We start from the raw sequence: 13,904 nt of genomic DNA on the forward strand, positions 1-13,904 counted from the left end.
CAAACTCTCCAACAAAAACTTGGAAAATCAACCCGGCAACAATAAAAACACTTGCTGCCAAAACAATCATTTTGGCACTGGCTTATCAAGCACCCTGTTGAGTTCTCAAAGAACAAACACACACCGAACAATGAGCCGAAACCCACCACCCGGGGCCACCATCCACCCCCAGCGTTTCCGCCGGGCGCTTGTAGAACCTTACCCGACCGTTTTCGCATCGTCAAACCGGTATCTCCCGGTTTGTAACACTCCAACGATCCTTCGTGCACCCCGACAGGCGCGGCGGTAGACCACCACGATCGGTCGGGATTCGGCAGGCCGGCCACCAGCGGTGTTTCCCGCTGGGCTTGCCCGGTGCCCTGCCGAGGGAGAAAGTTACACGGCCTGGCCGGTAGCACCAAATCGGGGCCAACTCACCGGGCAATCGCACCGGCAAATCTGGAATGTCGGACTCTGCGCCCGCGTTGGCTATCTGGTACGCCCGATTCGTCGGGCACGGCATCGGCCGGCGGCGCGCGGCAGGCAGCACACAGCGCGTACCGCGCGCAGTACGGCAGCAGGCAGCACGCAGCAGGCACCGCGAGCATCGCGGCCCGGGTCGCCAAACGGCCCGTACCCGGTAAAGGCCGACACCGACGATCTGGCAACCCACCGTCTGACAACCGAAAGGAAGCCGGAGTGCTGAGCAATCTCCTCCGTGGGGCCCGATGGCTCACCACCGTCACCCCGCCGACCACCCGCCGTGCGGCCCTCGCCACCGCCGGTCTCGCCGTCATCGGCGGCACCGTGGCCGGACCTGCGGTCGCCCTCGGCGCGACGCCCCAGGACGTCGGCTTCAGGGCGCCGACGGCGAAGGAACTCTCGGTCGACTACCAGGCGCAGCCGAACTTCTACTACTGCGGACCGGCCGCGACCCGGATCGCCCTGACCGCCTCCGGGCGGGCCCCGAGCCAGGACGATCTGGCCGCCCGACTGGGTACGGACGTCAACGGCACCGACTCGGCCGAGGACACCACGCGGGTGCTGAACAGCCTCGGTAGGACCGACTTCTACCGGACCAGGTCGATCCCGGAGGACACGGCTTCCCCGGCCGAGATGGACCGACTCCAGGCCGACGTGACCCGCGCGGTGGCCCGGGAGCACCCGGTGGTGGTGAACGTGATCGGTACCGCCGTCGACGCCGAGGGCGTCGCACACTCCTACGCGGGCGGCCACTACCTCACCGTGGTCGGGTACGAGGACGAGGGACGTACGGTCAAGATCGCTGACCCGGCCGACGTCAACGGCGACAGCTCGTACTGGATGAGCACGATCAACCTGGCGAACTGGGTCGCCAGCCGGGGCTACTCCGGCTGACCGACCCCGCCCAGCCGGGACGGCGGGGCCTGGCCATCCGCGATGGCCGGGCCCCGTCGGCCGTCATGCCCCGGCCGGCCGCCCGTCCTCGACTCCGCGGCCGCCGTCGACTCCGCGGCCGCCGTCGAGCCGTCCGCCCTCGACTCCGCCGCCCTCGACTCCGCCGCCCTCGATGAACACGGCAAGGCCGTCGAGCATCCGCCGCAGGCCGAACTCGAACATCCGATCGAGGTCGAATTCGAGATCGATCTCCGCCAGCCGGGCCAGCATCGGCATGGCACCGGACGCGAAGATGTCGGACAGGGTCGAATCCTGGTTCGCCATCCACTCCTCGTCGGTCAGCCCGCTCTCCTGCTCCGCATCCAACTCCCAGACCAGGTTGGCTGCCAACCCGTGTACGAATCCGGCGATCGACACGGCGACGTAGAACATCGTCGACACGTCGAGCCCGAGGCCGTCCACCGCGCGCATCGCCCAGTCGGTCTGCGTCATCCCTCGGGGCGACAGCATCGGGCGGGTCAGCGACATCGTCTGGTGCATCCAGGGATGCCGCCGAAAGACCGCCCAGCGCATCCGCGTGATCAGCTCCAGCTGTGCCCGCCAGCCCGGCGGGGGTGTGTCGGGCAGCGGTTCCTCGTCCAGCACCTCCTCCACCATCAGCGCGACGAGTTCGTCCCGGCTGGGCACGTGGCGGTAGAGCGCCATCGTGCCCACTCCGAGCCGTACCGCGACGCGACGCATGGACAGCGCGGCGAACCCCTCGGCGTCGGCGACCTCGATCGCGGTACGGACCACGCGTTCACTGGTCAGGCCCGGATCGGAGTCCCGGACCGTCCGGCGCCTCCCGCTACGCGCGGCCGGCGGAGCTTGTGGCTCGGGTTCCGCCACCACCGTGCCGACCCCGGGTACGGCGCGCACCAGCCCCGCCTCGCGCAACGCGGTCAACACCTTCGTGGCGGTGGCCATCGCAACGCCCCACTCGGCGGTGATCTGCCGGGTCGACGGCACCCGGTCGCCGGGGCGCAACTCCCCGGCCCCGATACGACGCTGGATCTCGGCCACGATCCGTCGGTACGGCGGCTCTGCTCCAGAGCGGTCCACCACGCCCTCCCTCGGTCGGCCCAGCCCGGTCGCGTACTAGTGCACCGGTGCCGCCGAGGGTAGCCGCCGGACCCGGCGGACCTTCGCACCGCCGAAACGGTGCACGTCAGCCGTCGCCTGCGCCGCACTACCCAGAGCACTAGTGCACCAATGCTGCCAATCTCAGCTTCTACTGGGTGATTGCGTCCTAGTAGTGCTCTGCTTACCCTGTACGCAGACATCTGACTCGTACGTCGCCCGGCCGGGCGAAGGCTGAGGAGTGGAAGAGGATGGCAGCAGAATTGGCGGTCGAGGCGACCGGCCTGGAGAAGTCGTACGGACCGGTACGGGTACTCGACGGCATCGATCTTCGGGTAGGTCGGGGCACCGTTTTCGCATTGCTCGGCCCCAACGGGGCGGGCAAGACCACCACGGTGCGGATCCTGGCCACGCTGGCTCGGGCGGACGCCGGACAGACCAGAGTGGCGGGCTTCGACGTCCTGAGCGAGCGGTCCCAGGTACGCCGGAGCATCAGCCTGACGGGGCAGTACGCGGCGGTCGACGAACTACAGACCGGTACGGAGAACCTGCGGATGATGGCGCGGCTCTCCGGCCTGTCCCGTTCGGCCGCCCGCCGTCGCGCCGAGGAACTGCTGGGCGAGTTCGACCTCGTCGACGCAGGACGAAGGCGGATCGGCACCTACTCCGGCGGCATGCGGCGCCGGCTCGACCTGGCGGCCGGTCTGGTCGGGCACCCGTCGGTGATCTTCCTCGACGAACCGACCACCGGTCTCGACCCGCGTAGCCGGCAGACGATGTGGCAGGTGATCACCGATCTCGCCGACTCCGGGGTGACGGTCTTCCTGACCACCCAATACCTGGAGGAGGCGGACCGGCTCGCCGGCCGGATCGCCGTACTGGACGGCGGCCGGGTGGTAGCGGAGGACAGCCCGGCCCAGCTCAAGACACGCTTCGCCGACCAGCGGCTCGATCTGACGCTCGCCACTGCCGTCGACTTCGACTCGGTCGGCGGCCATCTGGGCGACCGCGTTCTCCACCGGGACCCGGGCCGGCTGACCCTCGGCGTCGCCACCGACGGCAGCGCCCCGCACATCCGCACGGTGCTCGACGAGGTCGACCCCGGACGTACGGCGGTACTGCGGTTCGCGGTGCACACCGCCACGCTCGACGACGTCTTCCTGGCCCTGACCGGTCACGCCGCCACCCGTACCGACGCGGCCAGCGCTACCGACGCGGCCACCCGTACCGACAAGGAGACCGCCGGTGTCTGAACTCGCCGCCAGTGGAACGGTCGGGGCGCCACCGGCACGCTCCGGCCCGACCGACCTGGCCACGATGATCGGGCGCTGCCTGCGGCTCTCCGCTCGCAACGTCGAAGCGCTGATCATGTCGCTGATGCTGCCGATCATGCTGATGCTGCTCTTCGTCTACCTGTTCGGCGGGGCGATCGACACCGGCACCAGTTATGTCAGCTACGTGGTCCCCGGAGTCATCCTGCTCTGCGCCGGCTTCGGTTCGGCGACGACGGCGGTGGCCGTACACCAGGACATGACCGGCGGCATCGCGGACCGGTTCCGTTCGATGGACATCAGCGGCGCGTCGGTGCTCGGCGGCCAGGTGGCGGCCAGCGTCGCCCGCAACCTCGTCTCGACCGTCCTGGTGTTCGGGGTGGCGTTCCTGATCGGCTTCCGGCCACACGCCGGGCTGGTCGACTGGCTCGCCGCCGGCGGCATCCTGCTGGCGTTCATCCTCGCGATGTCGTGGCTCGCCGCCGTGGTCGGATTGCTGGCCAGATCCGTCGAGGCGGCGAACGGCTTCACCTTCTTCATGACCTTCCTGCCGTACCCCAGCAGCGCGTTCGTGCCGATCGACAGCATGCCGGCCTGGAGTCGCGGAATCGCGGAGCACCAGCCGGTCAACCCGGTCATCGAGTCGCTGCGCGGCCTGCTTCTGGACACCCCGGTCGGTAACAGCCCGTGGATCGCTCTGACCTGGTGCGCGGGGCTCCTCGCCGTCTCGGTGACGCTCGCCGTCGTACTCTTCCGGCGCCGCACCGGCTGACGAGTCCGGCGATCTCAGGTGCGTGCCGCAGGGCCGTGTTCGTGGGCCCTGCGGCACTTCGTCGGTTCGCCGGGCCGTCCGGTCGCCGCGCCGCCGGGTCGCCGCGCCGCCGAGCCGCCGAGCCGTCGAGCCGTTCACCGCAGATGCCGGGCGGCGAATCCGGAAACCATCGCAGTCAGGCCGGCGTCGAACCACCGCTCGTAGTACTCGGCGGCCTCCGGCGTCTCCGGCGGTCCGGCCGGAGAGCCGGGCGGGGAACCGGACGGCGTGCCGACCTGGGCGAGGGGGCCTGACCGAGTACGAAGACGGCGACCGACTGCACGGCAGCCGGAGGCGGCGGGAGGCGGCGGAGGCGCCGAGAGGCGTTAGGAGGGGACCCTTCTTCTACAGAAAGCGATAAGAAGGGGCCCTTCCTTACAGGTGGTCGAGCTGGGTCAGCGCGGCCGAGGCGGTGCGGGCGACGGTGGCGGCCAGGGCGGTGGTGGCGGGGTCGGCACCCGACTTCTGCTCGGCGCGGGCCACCCGGGCTGCCTGTCCCAGATGTTCGCGCAGGTGTCGACTGAAGAGGCGACGGAACTGGGCCTCGGTCGCCGTACCCAGCGCGGCCAGTTCGGCGGCGGTCACCATCCCGGGCATGTCATGGCCCTCGTGCGGATTGGTCCTCGGGGCGCCGGAGCGGTCCAGCAGTTTCCGGGACTGTGCGAGTTCGGCCCGGTGGGTGTCCTCTACCTGGGCCGCCAGTCGGCGCAGCGCCGGATCGGTGGTCTGCGCCGGCACCAGAGCCAGCATCGGCAGCACCCGTTCGTGCATCGCGACCGTCAGTTGCAGCCAGGCGATGTCCGTGCCGTTGTACGGGGCGGACGAACTGGTCGTGCCCGCCGGGGCCGCCGGACCGGCAGTGGTCGGGCCGGCGCTGGTCGGGCCGGCGCTGGTCGGGCCGGCGCTGGTCGGGCCGGCGCTGGTCGGCGTACCCGGGTCGGAGGTGGCCGGCGGTGTTGCGGAGCCGGCGCAGGCCGCGACGAGCAGCGCCACGACGAGCAGTGCGGTGGGCGGTACGACGGTGCGTGGGCTCATCTGCGGCTTCCCTCCTCCCGCCCGGAACCGAACGCCCTGCTTCCGGAACCGAACGCCCCGCCGCCGGAACCGAACGCCTGCCTTCCGGGGCCTAGCGGAGGGTGGGCCCGGCGCCCCGGACCCACCCTCGTGCGATCAGCTCGGCTGGCCGTCCGCACCGCACTTGATGACGGGACGGATGCAGTCCCGAACCCGGCGGAGCATCTCCGCCTCGGGCCAGGCGTTGAAGAAGTCGCCGTGCATCGTGAATCCGGGTCCGGAGGCGAGCCGGAACCGCGCCGGGTCGCCACTGACCGGATACCTGATCACCTGTCGGAGCTTCGGCACCGCCACCGGGTGGCTGGACGGGCAGGCCTGGTTTACCGGGTACGCCATATGGCTCTTGTGGTCGGACGAGTCCAGGTCGCGGCCGTTCCAGCACTGCGGGAAGTCCAGGTACGACTCCAGCATCGTTCCGGAGGGACAGTTGACGAAGTCCTTGGACGCACCGACGTGCCCGGCGTGCAGGCACGACCAGCGCGAGATGGTCGTCGAGTCCGGGGCGGTCGCCCGGGCGTTACCGGCCACGATCCGCAGCCCCAGCGGAAGGGGCTGGGTGTTCGCGACGATGTCGCTGCGCACCCCCTCGCCGAGGTAGTAGAACGTGACGATGGCCGGTTCCACCGGTGCGTTGTCCGCGTACAGGGTGGGCACCCAGTACGACGAGACGTCGACCCTCGGGTTGCAGGTGGTGTTGGAGTTCAGCAGGTCGGCCAGGTTGGTGTAGGCGTTCGTGGCCGTACTGCCGAAGAAGCTGTGCATGTGCGAAGCACCGGGCAGGCCCGGGTAGATGATCGGGTCATCCGGCAGGCGGTGGCTGAACGGGCAGTCGGCCAGGAACTCGGCTACCCGCACGATGGGCGCGCGAGCCTCGGCCGGCTCCGCCCGCCCGGCGACGGCGTACGCGCCGAGCAGGGCCAGCAGAGCGGTGAGCATCGTGACAAGCCGCAGGCGGCGGCGCATTCCGTTCGGGGGTGCAGCCCCATCCATCTCTGACTCCTAGCTGGTGAACGGGCCAGGTCGGTTCCGATGGCGCCGCCGAGAAAGCATCGGAGATCGCTGGCCGGACTGATGGTGGTCTGTCCTCCTAAGGGAGGTGAGAGAGCGCTCTCTTAAACCAGCTTGAGCCTGCCTTCGAAAACTGTCAATACCTGCGGCTCACTCAGGGACGGCGGCTCACTCAGGGATGGCGGCTCACTCAGGGATGGCGGCTCACTCAGGGACGGCGGCGGGTTGGATCGAGGAAGACGTACCGGATCGCGGGGTTCCGGGTGACCAGCCGGCGCTCGGCCTCGTCCGCGGCGATCTCGATCTCCTCCCGGGTGGCATCCTCGGCGAAGTTGACTTTGACGGCCACGAGGATGTCCTCCGGGCCGAGCTGCATGGTCATCAACCGGTCCACCCCCCGGACGTCCGGCACCCGGGACAGCTCCTGGTGGATCTCCTCCTGGACCGCCTCCCCGGCCGCCCGGCCGACCAGCTGGCGGATGTTGTTGTGCGCCAGGGTCGTGGCCACCACCAGCAGCAGCGCGCCGATCGCGATGGATGCGATCCCGTCCCAGACCGGGCTTCCGGTGAGTTCGGAGACCGTCACGCCGGCACCGGCCAGGACGAGGCCGACGAGCGCGGCGCTGTCCTCCAGCAACACCGCCTTGATCGTGGTGTTGGGAGTGTTCCGGACGACCCGCAGCCACGGGACCCGCCAGCGGGCCGCCCGGCTACGCATCTGCCGTACGGAACGGAGCAGGGAGATTCCCTCCGCGACGAAGGAGAACGCCAGCACCACGTACGCGGCGGTGGCGTCCAACTTCTCGTGCCGCTCCTGGATCGCGTCGACACCCTGGAAAATGGAGAAACCGGCGCCGACGACGAAGGTGACGACAGCCGCCACGAACGCCCAGAGATAGCTCTCCCGGCCGTACCCGAAAGGGTACTGGCTGGTCGGCGGCCGGCTGCCCCGGCGGAGGGCGACGAAGAGCAGCACCTCGGTGGTGGTGTCGGCGACGGAGTGGGCCGCCTCCGCCAGCACCGCGGCGGAGCCGGAGATCACTCCCGCCAGCGCCTTGGCCACCGCGACCGCCAAATTGGCCAGGCCAGCCACTATCACCGTGCCGACGCTCTGCGAACGCTGCGAATCCTGCGAATTGCGCGAATCCTGCGGGCTCTGCGAATCGTGCGAACGCTGCGAACCCTGGGGACCCGCCGGACCGAGCGGGCGCTCCGAGCCATGCGCGCCCTGCCCGTTCTCCGGACGCTGCGCCGGCTCGGCCATGAAATCAGCCTAGGTGTCCGGGCCGGGGCCCATCGGGTGGTTGCGGATCGGGGTGCGGGTGGGTGCGGATCGGGGTGCGCGTGGGTGCGGGATGGGATGCGCGGGCGGGGGCGGCCGAGCGGCGCCGGATGCGTCGTACCCAATCTCTAGGCTGTACACACGACACGACAGGAGGTCACGACTGATGCGGAGCGCGGGGGCGGCGACATGAGTGAGCTGGTGGTCGACTCCGTTGACCCGGTGGTGGACTCCGGACTGGCCGAGCCGTTCGAGGACCGGGGCGACTACGCCAGGGCGCTCGCCGAGATCACGTCAGCGGCGGCCGCCTACTACAGCGGCACAGATCTGGCGATGGACGACGCGACCTACGACGCCGTGATGGCCCGGATCATCGCGACCGAAACCGCCCAGCCGGGCTGGAAGAGCGGCGACTCGCCCAGCGACCTGGTCGCCGCCGGCGCCGGTGTGGTCGGCGACGTCGAGCACAGCAGCCCGATGCTGAGCCTCGACAACGTGTTCGGCGAGGAGGACCTGGGCCGCTGGGCCGCACGGCTGGACAAACTGCTCGGCCGTCCGGCCGCCGGGTACACCGTGGAGCCCAAGATCGACGGCCTCGCGATCGCCGCCCGGTACGTGGCGGGCCGGCTGACCCAGGTCGCCACCCGTGGCGACGGCCGGGCCGGCGAGGACGTGACGACCCAGGCCCGCCGGGCTGCCGGGCTGCCGGAGCAGCTCAGCGAGCCGGTGACGCTGGAGGTACGCGGCGAGGTGTTCATGACCGACGCCGACTTCGTCCGCGCCAACGAGATGCGGACCGCAACCGGTGAGCCGGCCTTCGCGCATCCGCGCAGCGCCGCCGCCGGCACCCTCCGGGCCCAGGACCGGGTGTACGACGCCCCACTGTCCTTCCTGGCGTACGCGGTGCACGGTCTCGAAGACACCGTGTCGGAGGTCGGTGCCGACGACCCGGTCCCTCAGACCGGTGCCGACGACGCGGCGCCTCAGGTCGGTGCCGACGACGCCGCGCCTCAGGTCGGTGCCGACGCTGGCATGACGAAGCCGCACTCCGCGATCATGGCCTACATCGAGAGCCTCGGCGTCGCCACCACCGCCGGCTCACCGGCCGGAATGCCGCTCTGCGCCACGATCCACGAGGTGCTCGCCGCAGTGGAGGCGCTCTACGCCGGTCGTGGCGAACTCGGTTTCGGCATCGACGGAGCGGTCATCAAGGCCGACCACCCGGCAGACCGCGAGCTGGCCGGGTCGGGGACCAGGGCGCCCCGCTGGGGCATCGCCTACAAGTTCCCGGCCGACACCCGGACCACGACACTGCTCCGGATCGAGGTGCAGGTCGGTCGGACCGGCTTGATCACCCCGGTCGCCGTGCTCGCCCCGGTGCAGGTCGGCGGCGTCACGGTCACCTCGGCGACGCTGCACAACTTCGAAGACCTCGTCCGGCGCAACGTACGGGCCGGCGACACCGTGTTCGTCCGGCGGGCCGGCGACGTGATCCCCGAGGTGACGGGCGCGAAACTCGACGAGCGTCCGGCGGACTCGGTGCCGTACGAGCCGCCGGCCGGATGCCCACGGTGCGGCGGCGAGATCGACCGGTCCCAGAAGCGCTGGCGCTGCACCCAGGGGCGCGCCTGCGGAGCCCGCGAATCGCTGTCCTACTACGCGGCCCGCGACTCGATGGACATCGAAGGACTGGGCAGCAAGATCATTGATCTCGTGGTCGGCGCCGGTCTGGTCACCGATCCCGGCGACCTCTACGATCTCGACGCCGCCACCCTGGCCACCCTCGATCGGTTGGGTGAAACCTCGGCCCGGAAACTCGTCGCCAACATCGAGGCGTCGAAGAGCCAACCGTTGTCCCGGGTCCTCACCGGCCTCGGCGTACGGATGACCGGCCGCTCGATGTCCCGGCGGCTGGCCCGGCACTTCGGCACGATGGAGGCGCTGCTCTCCGCGTCCGTACCCGATCTACAGCAGGTCGAGGGCGTCGGGCCGGAACGGGCCGTCACCATCGCGGCGGAACTCGTCGAACTCGCGCCCGTGGTCGACAAGCTCACGGCACGCGGAGTCAACATGATCGAGCCGGGCGTCGTCCCGGCGGTGGCCTCCGGCCAGGGGGACGGCGATCCCGACGCTTCCGCCCCGACCCCTGCCGCGCTGCCGCTCCGAAAGCCGGACGGCGCTCCGATGACGGTGGTCGTCACCGGTTCGGTGCCGGGCCTGTCCCGGAACGAGGGCAACGAAGCGGTCGAGCGGCTCGGTGGGAAGTCGTCCGGCTCGGTCTCGAAGCGGACCGATCTGGTGGTCGTCGGCGAGGGCGCGGGCAGCAAGGCGGAGAAGGCCGTCACGTTGGGCGTACGGGTGTTGCCGGCGGAACGGTTCGCCGCGTTGCTGACGGCACACACGGCCGGTGACGTGGCGACGATCGCCGACGTCCTGGCGGAACTCGAACGGGCCGGCGGGCAACCCGAAGCGGACGTCCCGCCGGGCACGCCGTAGTCGACCGCCCTGCCGGAAGACCTGCGGGCTGACATCCCGGCGGTCGCTGATCAGCGACCGCCGGTTCCCCGGCCTGTTCCCGATCCAGCACAGCGAGAGCCCGATGCGACGTCCTTCAGGGCCGCCGGCGACCGGGCCAGGGTCTGCGACCCGCGCGACCACGCGGGACACCCGTCCAGACCTTCTGACCTGCGCAACTACGCTGGTAGGCGCAACGGAAGAGGAAGGTGGGGCATGGTCGCGACTCCGCAGGACATCCGTACGGCGGACCGGTCCGACGACATCGTCGCCGGAGGTACGCCCGAGACGCCGTTCCTGCTCGTGGACCGGGCGCGGGTCGAGCGCAACATCGAACGTCTCCGGGCCCGGTTGCGGCACCTGGGCACCGAGCTGCGGCCACACGTGAAAACGGCAAAGTCGGTGGACGTCGCCCGGCTGCTCTTCGACGGTGGCACCGGACCGATCACCGTGTCGACTCTGCGCGAGGCCGACGCCTTCGCCTCGCACGGGTTCACCGACATCCTCTACGCGGTGGGTCTCGCCCCGCACAAACTCGGCCGGGTGGTCGCGGCGCACCGGACCGGAGTCGACCTCCAGGTGCTGGTCGACAACGTGGCGCAGGCCGAGGCGGTCGCCGCCGCGGCCACCGGTTCCGGCGTACGGATCCCGGTGTTCGTCGAGGTCGACTGCGACGGGCACCGTGGCGGCGTACGACCGGGCGACCCGACCGCCGTACGGATCGCCGAGGTGCTGGAGCGCGGCGGCGCCGAGGTGCGTGGCGTACTCGTCCACGCGGGCGGGTCGTACCACAGCCGTTCCCGGCAGGAACTCGTCGCCGCCGCCGAGCACGAGCGGGCCAGCGCGGTCCGGGTGGCCGAGGATCTGCGGAGGGCCGGATTCGCCGCTCCGGTGGTGAGCGTCGGCTCGACCCCGACAGCGCACGCTGCGACGGACCTCGGCGGAGTCACCGAGGTCCGGGCCGGCAACTTCGTCTTCTTCGATCTCGTGATGGCCGGCATCGGGGTCTGCGACATCGACGATCTGGCGATGTCCGTGGTGACCACGGTGATCGGACATCAGCCGGAGAAGGGCTGGATCATCACCGACGGCGGTTGGATGGCGACCTCCCGGGACCGAGGTACGTCCAGCCAGCCGATCGACCAGGGGTACGGGCTGGTCGCCCGGCTCGACGGGCCGCTGTATCCGGACCTGGTCATGACCGACGCCAGCCAGGAGCACGGCACCCTGACGATCCGGGAGGGCAGTCGGGCGGCCCTGCCCGAGCTACCCGTCGGCACCCAGGTCCGGGTGCTGCCGATCCACGCCTGCGCGACAGCCGCGCAGCACGATGTCTACCAGGTGCTCCGGCCCGGCACCTGGACCATCGACTCAGTCTGGTCCCGCCTGCGCGGGTGGTGAGCGGAATCGCCCCCCGGGCGGCCAGCGAGCTGGATCACCGCCCGGCGGCCGGACGGCCAGCGAGCAGGATCACCGCCCGGCGGCCGGGCAGCCAGCGAGCAGGATCACCGCCCGACCGTAGGATCAGTGAGCAGGGCCGCCCGGCGGCCGGACGGTCAGCAGCGGCCGATCACGACCGTCGCCGGCAGGTCATCGTCCCGGGCCAGCGCCGGGACGAGACCGGCCTCGGCCAGCGCCGCCAACGCGGCATCCGCCTGTTCGAGACTGGTCTCCAGCAGCAGATGCCCACCTGGAGCCAGCCAGTCACGGGCTCCGCTCGCGACCCGGCGCAGCACGTCGAGGCCATCGGCACCGCCGTCCAGCGCCAACAGCGGTTCGTGGATCCGCGCCTCCGGCGGCAGCAGGTCGACAGCCCCGGTGGGTACGTAGGGAACGTTGGCCACCAGCACGTCGACGTGGCCGCGCAGCCGGGCGGGAAGCGGTTCGTACAGATCCCCGCCGTACACCTGGGCGCCCAGCGCCGCGAGATTGCGCCGCGCGCAGCGCACGGCCGACGGCTCGAGGTCCACGGCGTGCAGCACGACATCCCCGACGATCGCGGCGACGGCCAACCCGATCGCACCGCAGCCACAGGCCAGGTCCACGACCGTCGCCCCGGGTACGGCCAGCGCCGCCGCCCGGCGTACCAGCAATTCGGTCCGGCGGCGCGGTACGAAGACCCCCGGGTCGACGGCGACCCGCAGCCCGCAGAAGTCGACCCAGCCGACGATGTGCTCCAACGGCAGCCCGGCGACCCGTCGATCGACCATCGCCAGCAGCGCGGCCGGGCTCGCCGCGGAGTCGATCAGGAGTTCGGCCTCGTCCTCGGCGAACACGCACCCGGCGGCGCGGAGCCGATCGACGATCGTGGCCCGGCTCGGTGCCGGGACGGAACTGGACGCCGGAGCGTCGGTTGATTTCGACACGTACAACCCTTCGGAACGCCTGGGGCGCTCCCGCGGTTACCGTGACCCGGCCTCGACCGGTGACGCCATCGGGCCGCGTGGTGGGAGCACCCCGCCGATCATGACGAGAATCGGTCCCACCTCCTCCGGTAGCGGCAACTGTGGTCGTATGCCGTAGCTGTGTGGCCAACACCGTATCCCAGCAAGGGATCCCGGCACTGGTGGGGCTCTCCCGAATTCGTGCCGTCTCCGCCCCGGAGCGGGGCCCGGATCGATCACCGCCCGCACAGTTCTTGGCATGACTTCGCCTCGTCAGCTCGCCGGGCGTCTCGCCGCCCTCTCCGCCCTCGTCATGCTCGGCGCCGGCTGCGGCGTCATCGACACCGTCCAGAACGCCGTCGACGCGGCCACCACGGTCACCGACTTCGCCGACCGACTCGGCAAGTCCGCCGAACTCACCTTCACCGCCGAGTACAAGATCGTTGACAACCAGCAGACCAGGACAGGCGACAAGCAGACCAACGTCACCGTCGCGCAGCAGCCGCCCAACTCGGCGCTGATCACCGGCGACGGTCGCCTGATCTTCACGCCGGAACACACGACCATCTGTGACGGCAAGGAGTGCAACCGGACTCCGAACACGGTGACAGCCACGACCGGACCGGACGCCACCGCCGTCGCCTCGGTCGCCGGTACCGGCTTCGTCACCCCGGAGCTGGCGCTCGGAATGGTCACCGCCGCCGCGATGGTGCCGAACGCCGACGTGGACACGTCGGAGCGGAAGATCGCCGGCCAGGACACCCTCTGCGCGAACGTCACCGGGATCAGCGACCCGCTCGGCACCGCCGAGGGAACGCCGGGAGAACTCACCGTCTGCGTCACCGACTCGGGCCTGCTGGCCGCGTTCAGCGGACGGACCGAGACGGGTGAGGAGGTCGCCGTCGAACTCGTCAAGTACTCCGAGAAGGTCGCCAAGTCGGCGTTCGCCCCGCCTGCCGGTGCGAAGGTCGTCGACGCGGGCGGCACGCAGGGATAGACCGGAAGGAGCCGGCGAGCGGGATCGGGCCGGTCGGGCCCGGTCCGGCCGCCCACCGCCAGCGGCAGGCCGGCCAACCGCCAGCGCC

At 70.6% G+C, this 13,904-nt stretch carries 11 protein-coding genes; 6 read left to right on the forward strand and 5 right to left on the reverse strand.

Features of this window, described 5'->3' with window-relative positions:
• Positions 1-678 precede the first annotated feature (678 nt).
• Complete coding sequence (locus I0C86_RS38615; protein WP_323374121.1) at positions 679-1,356, forward strand: C39 family peptidase; 678 nt, start codon at positions 679-681, stop codon at positions 1,354-1,356.
• 63 nt (positions 1,357-1,419) lie between these two features.
• On the opposite strand, the gene I0C86_RS38620 is transcribed toward I0C86_RS38615, so the two are convergent.
• Positions 1,420-2,457 carry a TetR/AcrR family transcriptional regulator C-terminal domain-containing protein gene (locus tag I0C86_RS38620; RefSeq protein WP_196206267.1) on the reverse strand — a complete coding sequence of 346 codons (1,038 nt, stop codon included), beginning with the start codon at positions 2,455-2,457 and terminating at the stop codon, positions 1,420-1,422.
• 269 nt (positions 2,458-2,726) lie between these two features.
• On the opposite strand from I0C86_RS38620, the gene I0C86_RS38625 reads away from it, so the two are divergent.
• Both I0C86_RS38625 and I0C86_RS38630 read left to right on the forward strand, forming a co-directional pair.
• On the forward strand, positions 2,727-3,728 hold the full coding sequence (locus I0C86_RS38625) for an ATP-binding cassette domain-containing protein (RefSeq protein WP_196206268.1): 1,002 nt from the start codon (positions 2,727-2,729) through the stop codon (positions 3,726-3,728).
• On the forward strand, positions 3,721-4,518 hold the full coding sequence (locus tag I0C86_RS38630) for an ABC transporter permease (RefSeq protein ID WP_323374122.1): 798 nt from the start codon (positions 3,721-3,723) through the stop codon (positions 4,516-4,518). The genes I0C86_RS38625 and I0C86_RS38630 overlap by 8 nt, the downstream gene beginning before the upstream one ends.
• A 414-nt stretch (positions 4,519-4,932) precedes the next feature.
• Here I0C86_RS38630 and I0C86_RS38635 read toward each other — a convergent pair whose 3' ends face one another.
• The 3 genes from I0C86_RS38635 to I0C86_RS38645 all read right to left on the reverse strand — a co-directional run bounded on the left by I0C86_RS38635 (position 4,933) and on the right by I0C86_RS38645 (position 7,903).
• Positions 4,933-5,592, reverse strand: coding sequence for a DUF305 domain-containing protein (locus I0C86_RS38635; protein ID WP_196206269.1), 660 nt, complete (start codon positions 5,590-5,592; stop codon positions 4,933-4,935).
• A gap of 135 nt (positions 5,593-5,727) precedes the next feature.
• Positions 5,728-6,621 carry a DUF1996 domain-containing protein gene (locus I0C86_RS38640; protein WP_196206270.1) on the reverse strand — a complete coding sequence of 298 codons (894 nt, stop codon included), beginning with the start codon at positions 6,619-6,621 and terminating at the stop codon, positions 5,728-5,730.
• Between the two features lie 226 nt (positions 6,622-6,847).
• On the reverse strand, positions 6,848-7,903 hold the full coding sequence (locus I0C86_RS38645) for a cation diffusion facilitator family transporter (RefSeq protein ID WP_196206271.1): 1,056 nt from the start codon (positions 7,901-7,903) through the stop codon (positions 6,848-6,850).
• A gap of 207 nt (positions 7,904-8,110) precedes the next feature.
• On the opposite strand from I0C86_RS38645, the gene ligA reads away from it, so the two are divergent.
• Positions 8,111-10,417: an NAD-dependent DNA ligase LigA gene (gene ligA, locus I0C86_RS38650; RefSeq protein ID WP_196206272.1), complete on the forward strand. Its 2,307-nt coding sequence runs from the start codon at positions 8,111-8,113 to the stop codon at positions 10,415-10,417.
• 234 nt (positions 10,418-10,651) lie between these two features.
• On the forward strand, positions 10,652-11,836 hold the full coding sequence (locus I0C86_RS38655) for an alanine racemase (RefSeq protein WP_196206273.1): 1,185 nt from the start codon (positions 10,652-10,654) through the stop codon (positions 11,834-11,836).
• Between the two features lie 155 nt (positions 11,837-11,991).
• On the opposite strand, the gene I0C86_RS38660 is transcribed toward I0C86_RS38655, so the two are convergent.
• The gene (locus tag I0C86_RS38660; RefSeq protein WP_323374123.1) at positions 11,992-12,801 is read right to left on the reverse strand and encodes a putative protein N(5)-glutamine methyltransferase; all 810 of its coding nucleotides are present in this window, start codon (positions 12,799-12,801) and stop codon (positions 11,992-11,994) included.
• A gap of 277 nt (positions 12,802-13,078) precedes the next feature.
• On the opposite strand from I0C86_RS38660, the gene I0C86_RS38665 reads away from it, so the two are divergent.
• Positions 13,079-13,816, forward strand: a complete 738-nt coding sequence (locus I0C86_RS38665) for a hypothetical protein (RefSeq protein WP_196206275.1) — start codon at positions 13,079-13,081, stop codon at positions 13,814-13,816.
• Positions 13,817-13,904: the final 88 nt, after the last annotated feature.

Origin of the sequence: Plantactinospora alkalitolerans (assembly GCF_015690345.1) — a bacterium.
Lineage (GTDB): Bacteria > Actinomycetota > Actinomycetes > Mycobacteriales > Micromonosporaceae > Plantactinospora > Plantactinospora alkalitolerans.